The 15,725-nt window shown below is 56.5% G+C and carries 18 protein-coding genes; 14 read left to right on the top strand and 4 right to left on the bottom strand.

Translation table 11 applies throughout. The features are described from left to right. Positions 1 to 5 precede the first annotated feature (5 nt). Positions 6 to 800, bottom strand: coding sequence for a DeoR/GlpR family DNA-binding transcription regulator (locus AC2AXP_RS07445; protein ID WP_039992071.1), 795 nt, complete (start codon positions 798 to 800; stop codon positions 6 to 8). A gap of 408 nt (positions 801 to 1,208) precedes the next feature. Between AC2AXP_RS07445 and AC2AXP_RS07440 the strand changes: the two genes are divergently transcribed. The 11 genes from AC2AXP_RS07440 (at position 1,209) to lapB (ending at position 12,058) form a co-directional block, all read left to right on the top strand. Further along, on the top strand, positions 1,209 to 2,012 hold the full coding sequence (locus AC2AXP_RS07440) for a transketolase (protein ID WP_039992715.1): 804 nt from the start codon (positions 1,209 to 1,211) through the stop codon (positions 2,010 to 2,012). A gap of 2 nt (positions 2,013 to 2,014) precedes the next feature. Then, entirely contained in the window at positions 2,015 to 2,923 is a 909-nt protein-coding gene (locus AC2AXP_RS07435) for a transketolase family protein (protein WP_198773031.1), read from the top strand. Positions 2,924 to 2,933: 10 nt separating this feature from the next. Beyond that, the gene (locus AC2AXP_RS07430) at positions 2,934 to 3,734 is read left to right on the top strand and encodes a GolD/DthD family dehydrogenase (RefSeq protein WP_430299105.1); all 801 of its coding nucleotides are present in this window, start codon (positions 2,934 to 2,936) and stop codon (positions 3,732 to 3,734) included. 62 nt (positions 3,735 to 3,796) lie between these two features. Beyond that, positions 3,797 to 4,729 carry a D-ribose ABC transporter substrate-binding protein gene (locus AC2AXP_RS07425; protein ID WP_004962510.1) on the top strand — a complete coding sequence of 311 codons (933 nt, stop codon included), beginning with the start codon at positions 3,797 to 3,799 and terminating at the stop codon, positions 4,727 to 4,729. A 62-nt stretch (positions 4,730 to 4,791) separates the two neighbouring features. Next, complete coding sequence (locus AC2AXP_RS07420) at positions 4,792 to 5,421, top strand: DUF2291 family protein (protein ID WP_004962513.1); 630 nt, start codon at positions 4,792 to 4,794, stop codon at positions 5,419 to 5,421. Further along, the gene (locus AC2AXP_RS07415; protein ID WP_430299104.1) at positions 5,418 to 6,917 is read left to right on the top strand and encodes a sugar ABC transporter ATP-binding protein; all 1,500 of its coding nucleotides are present in this window, start codon (positions 5,418 to 5,420) and stop codon (positions 6,915 to 6,917) included. The genes AC2AXP_RS07420 and AC2AXP_RS07415 overlap by 4 nt, the downstream gene beginning before the upstream one ends. Positions 6,918 to 6,927: 10 nt before the next feature. After that, complete coding sequence (locus AC2AXP_RS07410; protein ID WP_004962517.1) at positions 6,928 to 7,992, top strand: ABC transporter permease; 1,065 nt, start codon at positions 6,928 to 6,930, stop codon at positions 7,990 to 7,992. After that, a complete protein-coding gene (locus AC2AXP_RS07405) occupies positions 7,985 to 9,502 on the top strand; it encodes an FGGY family carbohydrate kinase (protein ID WP_004962519.1) in 1,518 nt (505 codons plus the stop codon). Before AC2AXP_RS07410 ends, AC2AXP_RS07405 begins: the two co-directional genes overlap by 8 nt. Beyond that, positions 9,499 to 10,296 carry a glucose 1-dehydrogenase gene (locus AC2AXP_RS07400; protein ID WP_198773035.1) on the top strand — a complete coding sequence of 266 codons (798 nt, stop codon included), beginning with the start codon at positions 9,499 to 9,501 and terminating at the stop codon, positions 10,294 to 10,296. Before AC2AXP_RS07405 ends, AC2AXP_RS07400 begins: the two co-directional genes overlap by 4 nt. 280 nt (positions 10,297 to 10,576) lie before the next feature. After that, positions 10,577 to 10,879: a LapA family protein gene (locus AC2AXP_RS07395; protein ID WP_004962523.1), complete on the top strand. Its 303-nt coding sequence runs from the start codon at positions 10,577 to 10,579 to the stop codon at positions 10,877 to 10,879. A gap of 6 nt (positions 10,880 to 10,885) precedes the next feature. Beyond that, positions 10,886 to 12,058 (top strand): lipopolysaccharide assembly protein LapB, encoded by a 1,173-nt coding sequence (gene lapB, locus AC2AXP_RS07390; RefSeq protein ID WP_004962525.1) that lies wholly within the window; start codon positions 10,886 to 10,888, stop codon positions 12,056 to 12,058. Between the two features lie 39 nt (positions 12,059 to 12,097). Here the strand turns inward: lapB and AC2AXP_RS07385 are convergent, their stop codons facing one another. Together AC2AXP_RS07385 and bhsA are read right to left on the bottom strand one after the other, a co-directional pair. Continuing rightward, entirely contained in the window at positions 12,098 to 12,394 is a 297-nt protein-coding gene (locus AC2AXP_RS07385) for an Arc family DNA-binding protein (RefSeq protein WP_088499702.1), read from the bottom strand. Positions 12,395 to 12,556: 162 nt separating this feature from the next. Then, positions 12,557 to 12,817, bottom strand: coding sequence for a multiple stress resistance protein BhsA (gene bhsA, locus AC2AXP_RS07380; protein WP_004962530.1), 261 nt, complete (start codon positions 12,815 to 12,817; stop codon positions 12,557 to 12,559). A gap of 326 nt (positions 12,818 to 13,143) precedes the next feature. Here bhsA and pyrF point away from each other — a divergent pair, with 326 nt between their 5' ends. Together pyrF and yciH are read left to right on the top strand one after the other, a co-directional pair. After that, positions 13,144 to 13,872, top strand: coding sequence for an orotidine-5'-phosphate decarboxylase (pyrF, locus tag AC2AXP_RS07375; RefSeq protein ID WP_182646443.1), 729 nt, complete (start codon positions 13,144 to 13,146; stop codon positions 13,870 to 13,872). A gap of 11 nt (positions 13,873 to 13,883) precedes the next feature. Continuing rightward, entirely contained in the window at positions 13,884 to 14,210 is a 327-nt protein-coding gene (yciH, locus tag AC2AXP_RS07370) for a stress response translation initiation inhibitor YciH (RefSeq protein WP_484381528.1), read from the top strand. Between the two features lie 188 nt (positions 14,211 to 14,398). Here the strand turns inward: yciH and osmB are convergent, their stop codons facing one another. After that, on the bottom strand, positions 14,399 to 14,617 hold the full coding sequence (gene osmB / locus AC2AXP_RS07365) for an osmotically-inducible lipoprotein OsmB (RefSeq protein WP_004962538.1): 219 nt from the start codon (positions 14,615 to 14,617) through the stop codon (positions 14,399 to 14,401). Positions 14,618 to 15,016: 399 nt separating this feature from the next. Here osmB and araD point away from each other — a divergent pair, with 399 nt between their 5' ends. Next, positions 15,017 to 15,712, top strand: coding sequence for an L-ribulose-5-phosphate 4-epimerase (araD, locus tag AC2AXP_RS07360; RefSeq protein WP_039992074.1), 696 nt, complete (start codon positions 15,017 to 15,019; stop codon positions 15,710 to 15,712). The last annotated feature ends 13 nt before the right edge of the window (positions 15,713 to 15,725 follow it).

Here is a 15,725-nt window from a genome sequence, read left to right as displayed (position 1 = left end):
GCCTCTCAGGCGTCCGCGATCAGTACTTTCACGCCAAGTTTTTCGAACGCCTCAATCGCTGCCTTGCTGATGCCCTTATCGGTGATCAGATAGTGGATATGCTGCCAATCGCACGGCAGCGCAAACATTGACACTTTATCAATCTTGCTGGAGTCGGCCACCACATACACGGTATTGGCCGCGTTGATCATCGCCATTTTTACCTTGATATCGGTTTCGCTCGGGTAGCTCAACCCCAGCCGCGGCGAGATACAGGCGGTTGCCAGAAACAGCTTTTGCGCCAGTACGTTTTCGAAGAAGCTGGCCGCCTTGTCACCGGAGGTCGACAAGGTGGGGAATTTAAAGGTGCCGCCGGTCAATAGAATGTTCACCCCGGGCTCGCCACCGAGTTGCAATGCGATGTTGACGGCGGTGGTGGTAACCGACAGTTTCTTGATATGGCTGAGATGATTGGCAATGGCAGTGGTGGTGGTGCCGGAATCGAGAATGATGGTATCGCCCGGTTCGATAAAACTGGCGGCCAGTTTGCCGATGCTGTCTTTTTCCGCCAGTTGGGTTTGCCGCTCGAGCATCAGTGCATGGGTATTCTGCTTGCCGTCGACCAGCGTGGCGCCGCCGTGAAAACGCTGCACGTAGCCTTGCTGCTGTAACACACGCAAATCGGTACGGATGGTCGCCTCGGTCAGGTTAAAGGCGTCGGTAAGCATTTTGACCGTCGCCGAGCCGTCTTCACGGATCATGTCGAGGATCTTCTCGCGCCGTTGTTGCATTTCCACCAACTGTTCACTTTTGCTTTTCAATCGAAATACTCCTTTTGCCGTTAAGGCACTTTCTGCCTCCCGTCACGGCTTCTGACACGTCAATCCCGAGCAATACCGCTGAATTCTAGCTTGCCAATAGTGATAAAGCCATTGATAAACCGCGGGTCATCTTTGGTTTTCATATGAAAGCCATTGTTGAGTGAGCGATCGCCGCCTGGCGGTTTTTAGACCGTTATTCAGTTGATTTACCCATTATCGACCGGCTATCGCCAGTTGGCTATACGTTTAACACAAGTTAATTATCGATTCATTTTTGTTTAAACTTTGATCTGGCGCTCAATAATTATCGATATTGCCATATATGATTTCATTCGAAAACCAAATGATGATTTTTTACGCCGTCTAGCAGTTAAAACGGCAATCATACCCAGCCAAGACGAGGTGATGATGGACTTTCAGGCGATTAAAAACACGGCGCGGCAGGCGCGCCGCTACGTCGTGACCATGAACCATAAAGCGGGCAAGGGCCACACCGGCGCCGATCTGTCAGAAATCGATATCATCTGCACCCTGTATATGGCGGTGATGGATCGCAGCCAGGCACGCCCGGATCAGGACCGCTTCATTTTGTCCAAGGGACACGGGGCGGGCGGCTTCTATTGCAGCTGCGCAGCGATGGGGCTACTCGATCCGGCAGTACTGGATCAGTTTATGGGCGATGACACATTGCTGGCCGGGCATCCGGTGCATCAGAAGCTACCGGAGCTTATCGAAATCAACTCCGGCGGGCTGGGGCACGGTTTGCCGATCGCCGTTGGGTTGGCGTTGGGCAACAAGCTGGCTGGCCGCGCGCACCGGCGCGCCTTCGTGCTGTTGGGGGATGGTGAGCTGGCGGAAGGCTCCAACTGGGAAGCCGCGATGGCTGCCAGCAAGTTCAAGTTGGACAACCTGATCGCCATCGTCGATCGCAATCGGCTGCAACTGGCCGGCAAAACCGAAGCCATCATGCCGCTGGAGCCATTGGCAGAAAAATGGCGAGCATTCGGTTTTGAAGTGATTGAATGCGACGGCCATGACCCGGCGTCGCTGGTTGAGGCGATGACCCGTGCTGGCCAAGACCAGCCGCGGGTGATTCTGGCGAACACCGAAAAGGGGCATGGCGTGTCGTTTATGGCGAACGTTGCCGCCTGGCATCACGCGGTACCTGACGATCAACAGCTGGCGCAGGCGCTGGCGGAACTGGAGAACTGAACATGCAAGATTTACGTGACGCAGTGGTCGCGACGCTGATCGAACAACAGCAGGCCGGCGCGGAGCTCAGTGTGATGGTCGCCGATTCGACGTCAACCTCCAAAATCGCGCCGTTCGAAAGCGCGTTCCCCGAACGGGTGATCAACGTGGGGATTGCCGAGCAAAATATGGTCGGCATGGCCGCCGGTATGGCATTGAGCGGTCGCACGGTATTTACCGCCAACGCGGCGCCGTTTCTGTTCGCCCGTTCCAATGAGCAGATGAAAAATGACGTCTGCTATTCGGAAACCAACGTGAAGATGCTTGGCCTGAACGCCGGGTTTGGCTACGGTGCGCTGGGGGCGACGCACCATTGCATGAATGATATTGCCATTGCCCGTACCCTGGGCAATCTGGCGATTTATGCACCTGCCGACGCACGCCAGGCCGCGGCGATTGTACGCCATGTCATTGCCCACCGAGGGCCGGCGTATATTCGCATGGACAGCGACAAGCTGCCGTTGCTGCATGACCAGGATTACCGTTTCCGCCCCGGCCAGCCGGAGGTACTGCATCAGGGCAGCGGTGCCCTGGTGTTCTGTCTGGGCACCCTGGCACACGAGGCGTTGCACGCGGTGGCACAGGGCGATAACCCGACCGTGGTATCGCTGCCGTCGCTGTGGCCGTTGGACGAACTGTCGGTAATGGCGCTGATCCGCGAGCATCAGCGGGTGATCACCATGGAAGAGCATGTGCTGAGCGGCGGGTTGGGCACCATTATCGGCGAGATCATGCTGAAGTATCAGTTGGCGCAATCGCTGACCACGCTTGGCGTTCCAGCGTATCAATTCACCCACAGCAGCAGCCGCGCCGCGTTGCGTCGGCAATATGACATCGACGCAGCAGGACTGCACCAGCATTTGAACCACTAAGGGGAATCGGATGAGCCACAACGAATACGACGTAAATTTACGCTACGGTGTCGACAGTCAGATGTCACTGGTCGGCAAAACGGCGGTGATTACCGGTGGCCTGGGCGGCATTGCGATGGCGACCAACCACATGCTGCTGGAAAAGGGCGCTCAACTGGTGCTGATGTACCCGGAATTCGAACAGCACCGGCTGGCAGAAGCTCGGCAGCAACTGGGGGACGCACAGGTGGCGTACCAGTCGTGCGACGTTACCGATCCGACGTCGGTGCATAGTGCCTTTTCCGCCGCGCAGTTGCGCTTTGGTCAGATTGATATTCTGGTCAACTGCGCCGGCTACGTCAATCTGCAACCGGCGACGGAAATTACGCTGGTGGAGTGGCAGCAGCATATTGCCGTCAATCTGACCGGGCCGTTTCTGTGCGCGCAGGAAATGGCGCGTCGAGCGATCGCCGGCGGACACGGCGGCAAGATCGTTAATATCGCCTCGCAGGCGGCATCGATCGCCATTGACCATCACTGCGCCTACACCTCGGCCAAAGCCGGGTTGCTGGGCATGACCAAAGTGATGGCCAAGGAGTGGGCGCCGTTCGGCATTACCGTCAATACCCTGTCGCCGACGGTGGTGTTGACCCCGATGGGCGAAAAGGCCTGGCGCGGCGAAAAAGGTGAAGCGATGAAGAAACTGATCCCTCTGGGGCGCTTCGCCTATACCGATGAAATCGCGGCGGCGATCCTGTTCTTTGCCAGCAACGGCAGCGACATGATCACCGGCGCAGACCTGATGATCGACGGCGGATTTACCATTTGGTAAGCGGCACCCCGCAGATTGCAAACACCAGAAGATGTTCAACACAACGATAAGAGAACGACATCATGAGAAAGATAGCAACGATCCTGACGTTATTCGCCGGTGTTGCCGCGTTGTCCGCGCAAGCGGCGGAAAAGGGCACCATCGCCATTCTGGTCAATTCGCTCGATAACCCGTATTACTCCGCCGAAGCCAAAGGGGCGGCAAACAAAGCCAAGGCGCTTGGCTATCAGACCCTGGTGCTGTCGCACGGCGAGGACGTCAAGCGCCAGGGGGAACTGATAAGCCTGGTTATTGGCCGTAAAGTGCAGGGCATTCTGTTGGACAACGCCGATTCACAGGCTAGCGTCGCCGCAGTGCAACAGGCTAAAAATGCCGGTATTCCCGTGGTGCTGATCAACCGCGAGATCCCGGTTGATGGCGTGGCGTTGGCACAAATCACTCACAACAACTTCCAGGCTGGCTCTGACGTGGCTAACCAGTTCGTCGAAAAAATGGGGGAGAGCGGAAAATATGCCGAACTGACCTGCAACCTGGCGGACAACAATTGCGTTACGCGATCCAAATCGTTCCACAATGTGATTGACCAATATCCGCAGATGGTCAGCGTGGCGCGTCAGGATGCCAAGGGCAACCTGTTGGAAGGTAAGCGCATCATGGATAGCATCTTGCAGGCGCACCCGGACGTCAAGGGCGTGATCTGCGGCAACGGGCCGGTGGCTCTGGGGGTAGTGGCGTCGTTAAAGGCCGCTGGACGTCAGGATGTCACGGTGGTTGGTATTGACGGCAGCAATGATGAGCGTGATGCGATAGTTAACGGCGATCTCTACGCCAGCGTGATGTTGCAGGCGCAGGCGATTGCCAGCCAGGGGGTGGAAATCCTTGACGCTTACTTCACTTCCGGCAGCTACAGCGGCAAGGAACGCATTATGTTCCGTGGCATTCCGATCGACAAAAGCAATGCGCAGAAGGTGAAAGACTTCAACTTCACGCCATAAACCACAGCGATGTCTGTTTCAACGCCCCGCCCAGGCGGCGGGGTGCGACGGGAGGGGTTGTTATGTCCATGCGCATTGCGCTGGCGGCCGCGGTCATGCTGACGCTCAGCGGCTGCCGTATCGTTTCACAACAAAAGTTGGCGGAGTTGCAAGCGCCGGTCAATCCCCATCTGGCGCAGGCGGGCGAGATCTATCGCCAGCAGATTGCGCCGCAGGTGGTCAACAGCGCGTTGCCATTGGCCGAGCTGATGAAGCGGATTGAACAGGCGAAAGATTTCGACGGCGCCTGCCAGCAGTTGGGCTATCGCGCCCAGCCGGAATTTCCTTGCCACTTCACTACCGTGGTCAGCGGTGAGATCGTCGCCATTAATAGCCGTTCGCGCAGCGGGCGGGTAACCATCAAGCCGGACGGTGCGCCGTTGGGTGCCGTGGAGGTGCAGATTGGCCCGGTGTATCGCGGCACCGTATTGCGTGACGGCTATCGCGGCTTGAACTACGGCGATTTCAACGATCAAACGTTGTTTGGCGAATTTGGCAAGGCGATCAATCAGGCGTCGATTGAGGGACTGGGCGGCTTCAAGCCAACGGTCGGTGAAAAAATTACCGTGTATGGCGTGTTCAGCAGTTGGCAGATGCCTGCCGAACCCTTGCTGCTGACGCCGGTGCGCATCCAACCGCAGGGGGGACTATGAACAGTCCGGTCATCATTGAAACCCATAACGTCTCGCGGCTCTATCCTGGCGTTACCGCGCTGGATAACGTCAATTATCGGGTGTTGCGTAATCAGGTCAACGTACTGATTGGTGAAAACGGCGCCGGTAAGTCCACCATGATGAAACTGTTGGCCGGCGTTGAACGGCCGTCGTCCGGCATCATCGAACTGGACGGGCAGCGCCTCGAACTGTCGTCTACCCAGCAGGCGGAAAAACACGGCATCAGCATCATTTTTCAGGAGTTGAACCTGTTTCCCAACCTGTCGGTGATGGACAACATCTTTATGGCCAACGAGTTCTTTCAACGCGGGCGTATCAACGTCGAGTACCAATATCAGCTGGCGAAGGCGCTACTGGCGAGGCTGGAACTGGACATCGATCCGCATATGCCGCTTGGCAATCTGGCGATTGGCCATCAGCAGTTGGTGGAGATCGCCCGCGCGTTGGCCAAGGACACCCGGGTGTTGATCATGGATGAACCGACCTCGGCGCTCAGCCAGGCGGAAGTCCGCACCTTGTTCAGCGTGATTGCGGACTTGAAGAAACGCGGCGTGACGTTGATTTATATCTCCCACCGACTGGAGGAACTGATGGAGATCGGCGATCACATTACGGTGTTTCGCGATGGCCGCTTTGTCGCTAGCGAACCGGTGGCCAACGTCAGCATTCCCTGGATCATTGAAAAAATGGTCGGCGAAAAGAAAAAGCAGTTCGATTACCAGCCTGCACCCCAGGGCGAGGAAGTTTTGCGGGTCGAACATCTGACCCTGCCGCATGAAAACGGCGGCTACCGGCTTAATGACGTCAGCTTTTCGCTGCGTAAAGGGGAAGTGATCGGCATTTATGGCCTGTTGGGCGCAGGGCGCACTGAACTGTTCAAGGTGATCAACGGCGTGATGAGCCACAGTGACGGGCGTATTTTTCTCAATGGCAAAACGGTCGAGCGCCTGAGCTTCCGCCAGAGAATGGCCGACGGCATGGTGATGGTGCCCGAAGATCGTCAGGCGGAAGGGTTGGTGCAGATGATGTCGATTGGCGCCAACATGACGCTGGCCAGCCACGGCTGGAATGCCATTGCGCCGATTCGCCGCACTGCCGAAGCGGCGGCGCTGAACGGCATGATCGAAAAACTGGCGATAAAAGTCAGCGATGCAGACCTGCCCGTCACCTCGCTCAGCGGCGGTAACCAGCAGAAAGTGGTGCTTGGCAAGGCACTGTTGACCGGGCCGCAGGTGGTGTTTCTGGATGAGCCGACGCGCGGTATCGACGTTGGCGCCAAGACCGATGTCTACCACCTGATTGGCGCCATGGCACGGCAAGGACTGGCGGTGATGTTTTCCTCTTCGGAACTGGATGAGGTGGTGTCGCTGGCGGATCGGGTAATGGTAATGGCTGACGGCCGATTGACCGCCGATTTGCCGCGTGAACAGGCCGATCGAGAAACGCTGATTCGCGCCTCAACTCCGCACGCATAAGGATCACGAGATGCAAACCAAATATCGACTGTATATGTATTTGCTACAGGCGCGCACCTTTATTGCATTGCTGCTGGTGGTGCTGTTCTTCAGCAGTATGGTGCCTAACTTCCTGACGGTATCCAACCTGTTGATCATGACGCAGCATGTCGCGATTACCGGTCTGCTGGCGGTGGGTATGACACTGGTGATCCTCACCGGCGGCATCGATCTGTCGGTCGGGGCGGTGGCTGGCGTATGTGGCATGATCGCAGGCGCGCTGCTGACGGTCGGCGTGCCGCTATGGGGCGACAATCTGCTGTTTCTTAACGTGTTTGAAGTGTGCGGCGTGGTGGTATTACTGGGACTGCTGTTCGGTCTGATAAACGGCACGCTGATTACCAAACTGGGGGTTGCGCCGTTTATCTGTACCCTGGGCGCCATGTACGTGGCGCGCGGCGCGGCGCTGCTGACCGCCGACGGTAAAACCTACCCCAATCTGGTGGGCATGGAGGCGCTCGGCAACACCGGCTTTGCCACGCTGGGATCGGGCTCGCTGTTCGGTATTTACAATCCGATCTGGCTGATGATGGCGGTGGTCGTGCTGGGCATCTATATCACCAAGAAAACGCCGCTTGGTCGTTATATCTATGCCATCGGCGGCAATGAGCCGGCGGCACGGCTGTCCGGCGTGCCGATCGTCAAGGTAAAGCTGTTCGTTTATGCCTTCTCTGGCATGTGCGCCGCGCTGGTCGGGCTGGTGATTGCCTCACAGTTGCAAACCGCCCACCCGATGACCGGCAACATGTTCGAGATGGATGCCATCGGCGCCACGGTGCTGGGAGGCACCGCCTTGAGTGGCGGTCGTGGACGGGTATTTGGCTCGATCATCGGCGCGTTTGTCATCGTTTTTCTGGCCGATGGTCTGGTGATGATGGGCGTCAGCGAGTTCTGGCAGATGGTAATCAAAGGGCTGGTGATCGTCACGGCGGTGGTGATTGACCAATTCCAGCAGCGTTTGCAGAGCAAAGTCACGCTGATGCAACGTCACGAAAAAAAGACAGCACAACCATTAACCGAGGTGAGCCATGGCTAGCAGGGATTGCATTATCGCGCTGGATGAAGGTACCAGCAATGCCAAAGCGGTGGTGGTGAATGCACAGGGTCAGGCGATTGCCAAGGCCAGCCGCGCGCTGCAGTTGCAGACGCCACAGGCCGGATGGGTAGAACAGCGTGGCGAGGATCTGCTGGCGGCGTCGCTGGCGGTATTACGCGAAGCGATGGCGGCGGTAGGCGATCAGCGTATCGCCGCCATCGCCATCAGCAACCAGCGGGAAACCGTGATTGGCTGGTTGCGCGCCAGCGGCCAGCCGATTGGACCGGCGCTGAGCTGGCAATGCTCACGTACGGCAGCGTTTTGCCAACAGCTGCGGCGCGATCGGCAGGAACAGCCGATCCGCCAGATCACCGGCTTGCCGCTGGCGCCGCTGTTTTCCGCGAGCAAAATGCGCTGGCTGCTGGATAACACGCCTGATGGGCAGCAACTGGCTGCCAATGGCGAACTCTGTCTGGGTACCATCGATGCCTGGTTGCTATGGCAACTCACCGGTGGCCAGTCCTTCTGCTGCGATCAATCCAACGCGGCGCGAACGCAATTGCTGAATTTGGCGAGCGGCGACTGGGATGACGAAATGCTGGCGTTATTCGGCATCCCGCGCACGGCACTGCCACAGGTTTGTCCGTCGAGCCACCGGTTTGGGATTACTCAAGGCATTGACGGCATCGCCGACGGCATTCCGATCTGCGCGATGATTGGCGATTCCCATGCGGCATTGTATGGCCATGCGCTGGGGCAGACCGGGCGGGTCAAGGCCACCTACGGTACCGGATCGTCGGTAATGGCCCCCGTTGAAGATGTCGTTCAGGGGATGACCGCGCTGGCAACCACCATCGCCTGGCATGACGGCAAGCGTTTGCAGTATGCGCTGGAAGGCAACATTCCCCATACCGGCGATGCGCTGGCGTGGATGCTGTCGATTACCGGCGATGTTGAAGCACAGTTGCTGAACCAGTTGCCGGACAGCGTAGCGGATACCGACGGCGTTTATTTTGTGCCGGCGCTCACCGGAACCGGCGCCCCATGGTGGGATGACCGGGCGCGTGGCGTGATTTGCGGACTGAGTCGCAGCAGTCAACGGGCGCATCTGATTCGCGCCGCGCTGGAGTCGGTGGCCTACCAGATAGCCGATGTGATCGCGGTACTGCGCAGTCAGCCGGGCTTTAACCTGCGGCAGTTGATGGCCGACGGCGGGCCTAGCCGCAACGACTGGCTGATGCAGTTTCAAGCCGATCTGCTCGGTTGCCCGGTGGTGCGCAGCAACACGGCGGAACTGTCCGCATTGGGGGCGGCGCTGTTGGCGATGCGACAGTTATGGGGCTGGGATCGACAGCGATTGCAGGCCATGTTGCCGCAACACGATGAATTCACCCCGGATATGCAGCGCCATCGGCAACTGCAACACAGCTATCTGGGGTGGCAGCAGGCGGTGCTGCGCACGTTATGGCAGCCCGAAACGGCGTTATCTTCTGGAGAACAAGCGAGATGAAACGTGATTTTAGTGGGAAAACCGTGGTGATCACCGGCGCCTGTCGCGGGATTGGCGCCGGCATTGCGCAACGATTTGCCGAGCAGGGCGCCAATCTGGTGATGACGTCTAATGCCGATCGGGTGCACGCTACCGCCGAGCGGTTACGCCAGCAGTATGCGGCGAACATTCTGGCGCTCAACGCCGATGTGACCGACGAAGCACAGGTTGGCGATCTTTATCGACAGGCGTGGGAGACCTTTGGCAGCATCGATGTCTCGATACAGAATGCCGGAGTGATTACCATCGATCGTTTTGATCAAATGCCGAAAAGCGACTTTGAAAAAGTGCTGGCGGTGAACACCACCGCCGTATGGTTGTGTTGTCGTGAAGCGGCGAAATATATGGTGAAACAGCAGGGGGGCAGGCTGATCAACACCTCGTCCGGCCAGGGGCGGCAAGGATTTATCTATACGCCACACTACGCGGCCAGCAAAATGGGGGTGATTGGCATTACGCAAAGCCTGGCGCTGGAACTGGCGGCTCATCACATCACGGTAAATGCCTTTTGTCCGGGCATCATCGAGAGTGAAATGTGGGACTATAACGATCGCGTGTGGGGCGAAATTCTCGGCACGGCGGAAAAGCGCTACGGTAAAGGAGAGCTGATGGCCGAATGGGTCAAGAATATCCCGCTCAAGCGCGCCGGACAGCCACAGGACGTTGCCGGGCTGGTGGCCTTCCTGGCCTCCGATGACGCGGCCTATATCACCGGTCAGACCATCAACGTTGACGGCGGATTAATCATGTCATGACGTGACCACGTCACAAAAACCGCGACGTCATCGGCGTTGCGGTATCCCTCGGTTGCAATCTGTCTTTTCGCCCCCATCTATTATTGATAAACCCCGCCTTTTGAGAAGCTTTCTCATTAATTTATACGGGAGGGTTATTTATTGCTGAATATGCCACCATCGCCAAGGATTTATCGCACGCCAGGGTTTCCCTGCCGCGATGGGAAATGCTAACTTAATGGTTAGGGACGCCACGTATGGGCATAATTCATCCGATTAACTCGGCATCGCGGGAAAGAATGTGAAATATTTGCTTATTTTTTTGCTAGTTCTGGTGATCTTCGTGATTTCCGTCACATTGGGTGCGCATAACGACCAGGTCGTGACGTTTAACTATTTGGTTGCGCAGGGCGATTATCGCGTCTCTACGCTGCTGGCTGCGTTGTTCGGTACCGGGTTTGTGCTCGGCTGGATTATTTGCGGCCTGTTTTATCTGCGTACGCGCATTGCGCTGGGCCGCGCCGAACGCAAGATCAAAAGGCTGGAACTGCAGCTTGAATCGCCTGCTGACCCAGCGGCTCAGCCCGTTGTCAGCAAGGAATAATCTTCTATGTCAGAGCTGCTGTTTCTGTTGCTGCCCGTCGCCGCCGCCTATGGCTGGTATATGGGCCGCAGAAGCGCTCAGCAGGATAAACAGCAAGAGGCCAACCGACTGTCGCGCGAATACGTCGCCGGGGTCAACTTCTTGCTTTCCAACCAGCAGGACAAAGCGGTCGATCTGTTTCTCGATATGTTGAAAGAGGACAGTAACACCGTCGAGGCTCACCTGACGTTGGGTAACCTGTTCCGTTCGCGCGGCGAAGTCGATCGCGCCATTCGTATCCATCAGGCTTTGATGGAAAGCGCCTCATTGACCTTCGAACAGCGTTTGCTGGCGGTGCAGCAGCTCGGTCGCGATTATATGGCCGCCGGGCTGTACGATCGCGCTGAGGATATGTTCAGCCAACTGACCGACGAAACCGACTTCCGTATTTCCGCACTGCAACAGCTGCTGGTCATCCATCAGGCGACCAGCGACTGGCAGAAGGCGATTGACGTGGCGGAAAGGCTGGTCAAACTGGGTAAAGACAAACAACGCATTGAAATTGCGCACTTCTACTGCGAACTGGCGTTGCAGGCGATGGGCAGCGACGATCTCGACAAGGCGATGAGCCTGTTGAAGCGCGCCGCGTCGGCGGACAAGCAGTGCGCACGCGTTTCGATCATGTTCGGCCGTATCTATATGGCGCAGGGAGAGTTCGGTAAAGCGGTAGAATCACTCAAGCGCGTGCTGGATCAGGACAAGGAACTGGTCAGCGAAACGCTGCCGATGCTGCACGAATGCTATGAGCAGTTGCCGCAGTTGCAGGGCGCATGGGCTGAATTCCTCAAACGTTGCGTGGAAGAGAACACCGGTGCCACTGCCGAACTGATGCTGGCCGAAATCATCGAACAGCATGAAGGGCGCGAGGTGGTGCAGGTCTATATCAATCGACAGCTGCAACGTCACCCCACCATGCGGGTGTTCTATCACCTGATGGATTACCACCTGGCGGATGCCGAGGACGGGCGCGCCAAAGAGAGTCTGTTGCTGCTGCGCGATATGGTTGGCGAACAGATCCGCACCAAACCACGTTATCGCTGCCACAAATGCGGCTTTACCGCCCACTCGCTATATTGGCATTGTCCATCGTGCCGCGCCTGGGCGTCGGTGAAACCGATCCGCGGTCTGGATGGTCAATAAAAAACGGGGCGAATCTTCGCCCCGTTTTATCTTCTTTGCTTATTTCTTCTTGCTGTTCTTCACGCCGGTTTTTAACAGTTGGCGCAACTTCTTGAGTTCTTTCTGGCTTAACGGCTGTTCGATGGCTTCTTCGGTTTCTTGATTATCAATTTCGCCGTGGTGCAGCGCGCCTGCTTTTTTGCTGGCCGCATCGGCAGTGACTGCTACTGCAAAGCTGTCTTCCAGGCGTTGACATACTTCGGCACTTAACGAGAGTTGACTCTCCAGAGCCGCAGCTTTGATTTTTTCTTTTAATTCCAGAGGAATTTTAATAGTCAGTGTCGATATCTCGCTCATTTTGAAGCCTTTCTGCGATTAGAAGATCTCAAGCTAAGCCAGTAACCTTTCACTGTCTAGTGTGTAATAAAAATTTAATATATATGTAACATTTGGCGGGGCGGGGAACGGCGAGGGCGAATCAGGTAGGGCCCAGCGACTCGGGCCCTATACCAACAGATATTATTTATAGATAACTGCGGTACCGTGCATCAGGTTGTTACCGGTGGTTGAGGTAATGCGGTAGCCGCTGGCTCCCTGGGCTTGCGCCTTGGCGGCCAGCTTGGCCTCCAGACCGCTGAGGGTCGACGCGTGGCCAGCAGAGACGACGCCTGCGGCGGTCAGGTTTTCTGCCTGAGTCATATCAACCGGCTCGGCGGCAACGGAAGCAAACGAAGTCATGGCGATAACGGCAGCTGCTGCAAAATATTTGATGTTTTTCATAATTGGCTCCAGATGTATTTTTCAGTTGGGAAGCGACTTTCTTCCGATGAGTTAAATGATATAGCAGCCAATAAAGAATAAAACCGGATATTGCTGAGCATCTTTATCAAATAATTTGATTGAAAATTTACCCATCTTGACGCTGCTTTACAGCGGGTGAGCTAGCTAAAAACGCTTCCTGACCGGCAATGACGGAAAGTGGCGTAAGATTACCTTTATCGTCAGCACGGTTGCGGCTGGGATTTCGACGGGCTGGCATGTAGAATGCGGCGGTCGGTTTTTACGGGTGATGACCATCCATGTCCATTTTACAGAAGGGTGAACAAATGAAGTCGGAAAATAAAACCAATAACAAGGGCTTAAAATCGTCGCCGATTATCGTTGCGCTGGATTACGCCGATAAAAATGCGGCGCTGGCCTTTGCCGATCGCATTGACCCGCAACACTGTCGGTTAAAAGTGGGCAAAGAGATGTTTACGCTGTTCGGGCCACAGTTGGTCAACGACCTGCATCAGCGTGGCTTTGACGTCTTTCTGGATTTGAAATTCCATGACATTCCCAATACCACCGCGCGCGCGGTGGCTGCCGCCGCCGAACTGGGTGTGTGGATGGTCAACGTGCATGCCAGCGGCGGTGCGCGCATGATGACCGCCGCCAAAGAGGCGTTGCAAGCTTATGGCGCCGACGCGCCGTTGCTGATTGCGGTCACCGTGCTGACCAGCATGGAGGCCGACGATCTGCGCGGCGTCGGTATCGATCTCGAGCCGGCGGCGCAGGCGGAGCGTCTGGCTCGCCTGACGCGCGATTGCGGTCTGGATGGCGTAGTCTGTTCCGCGCAGGAGGCTGAACGACTGAAGGCCGCCTGTGGTCGCGAATTTCAGCTGGTGACGCCGGGCATCCGCCCGGCAGGCAGTGCCGCCGGCGATCAACGCCGGGTGATGACGCCGCAACAGGCGTTGGCTGCCGGTGTCGATTACATGGTGATTGGCCGGCCAATCACCCAATCAGCCGATCCGGCCGCGACGCTGGCCGCCATTCGCGCCTCATTGGCGTAAAGGAGCGTGCGATGAATGATAACAATAGCCGACTGGTATACTCCACCGACGGCGGATGCATCAAGGAAGCGGAACCGCAGCCGCAGCGCGCCAAAGGTGACGGTGTGGTACGCATCCAGCGTCAAACCAGCGGCCGTAAGGGCAAGGGCGTTTGTCTGATTTCCGGCGTCGATCTGGATGACGGCGGATTGGAAAAATTGGCGGCGGAGCTGAAGAAAAAGTGTGGTTGCGGCGGTTCGCTTAAAGACGGTGTGATCGAAATCCAGGGTGATAAACGCGATCTGCTCAAACAGCTGCTTGAAGCCAAGGGCATGAAAGTCAAACTGGCAGGCGGTTAAGCGCTGTGGCCATGCCGCAGTACATCACTGCGGCATGGCATTGGGTGTTGCTTGGGCGTTAACCCGAGTCTGCAGCAAGACACCGCAGACAAAATGTAGACAGACCTGAAATTGTTATTGCTCGTTAATGCGTCAAAGCGTTATCGCTTTTGCCCGCCTTTGCGGCAGTGGTCTCATCCATCAGCGGCTTATTTGCCGACCTGATGACCGATGATCCCACCGACTGCGGCACCCCCCAACGTCCCCAATGCGCTACCATCGGTCAGCACTGCACCGCCGACTGCACCGGCACCGGCACCGATTGCGGTGTTACGGTCGCGTTTGGACATGTTGGAACAGGCGCTCAATGAAAACGCCAGGGTAATAGCCAGAGCGGCTGTGGCAAAACGTTTAGTGATAATCATCATGACTTCTCCTTAGCATTGGCTATATGGAAGTGCCTTAATAAGTATAGGCGTGATCCATCAAATAAGCCTGCTACTAACACCCATACAGTATCGAAATAAAACTTGGCATTTTTTGCTAAAAGCCAAATAAATAAAACCTGACGGCAGTGTTGCCGCCGTTAATTAGTATAAATACCTACACAAATATTCACAGGTAAAAAGTCTTAAATTCCTTATTAACTGCGCGTGATTTGTGCTTTTTATCGGCAATCCGTCACCGGAGGAAGCAGGCTAGGGGCATCGAGTGCGCAGAAACGCTTTTCCAGCAGAAATCTGCGCGGTCTTTAGCTAATTTTGCCATACCTGCCACCGCCGTCGCCTTTGACAATAGGTCAAGAATACGCGATTGAGGAACAGCCGATGCTTAACGAACTAAAACAACAGGTGCTGGAGGCCAACCTGGCATTGCCGCGCCATAATCTGGTCACCTTTACCTGGGGCAACGTCAGCGGCGTCGACCGCCAGTCGGGCCTGATGGTGATAAAACCCTCCGGCGTTGAATACCCGGCAATGACGCTCAATGACATGGTGGTGGTTGAACTGGAAAGCGGCAAGGTGGTGGAGGGCAGTAAAAAACCCTCTTCCGATACTGACACCCATCGCGCACTGTATCTCGACTTCGCATCGATTGGCGGCATTGTGCATACCCATTCTCGTCATGCCACCATCTGGGCGCAGGCCGGACTGGACATTCCCGCCTGGGGCACCACCCATGCCGATTATTTCTATGGCGACATTCCCTGTACCCGTCTGATGTACGACGACGAAATCGACGGTCGTTACGAATGGGAAACCGGCCGGGTGATTATTGAAACCTTCAACCAGCGTCAGTTGGATGCGGCAGCGGTACCGGCGGTGCTGGTGCATTCTCACGGCCCGTTTGCCTGGGGAAAAGACGCTGACACAGCGGTGCATAATGCGGTGGTGCTGGAAGAAATAGCCTATATGGGGATTTTTTCGCGCCAGCTGGTGCCCGGTTTGCCACAGATGCAGCAAATCCTGCTGGATAAACATTACCTGCGCAAGCACGGTAAAAACGCCTACTATGGCCAGTAAACAGCCTCAGTGA

The sequence above is a fragment of the Serratia sp. Sp408 genome (genome assembly GCF_057180665.1).
This window is presented reverse-complemented; position numbering and strand designations above follow the sequence as displayed.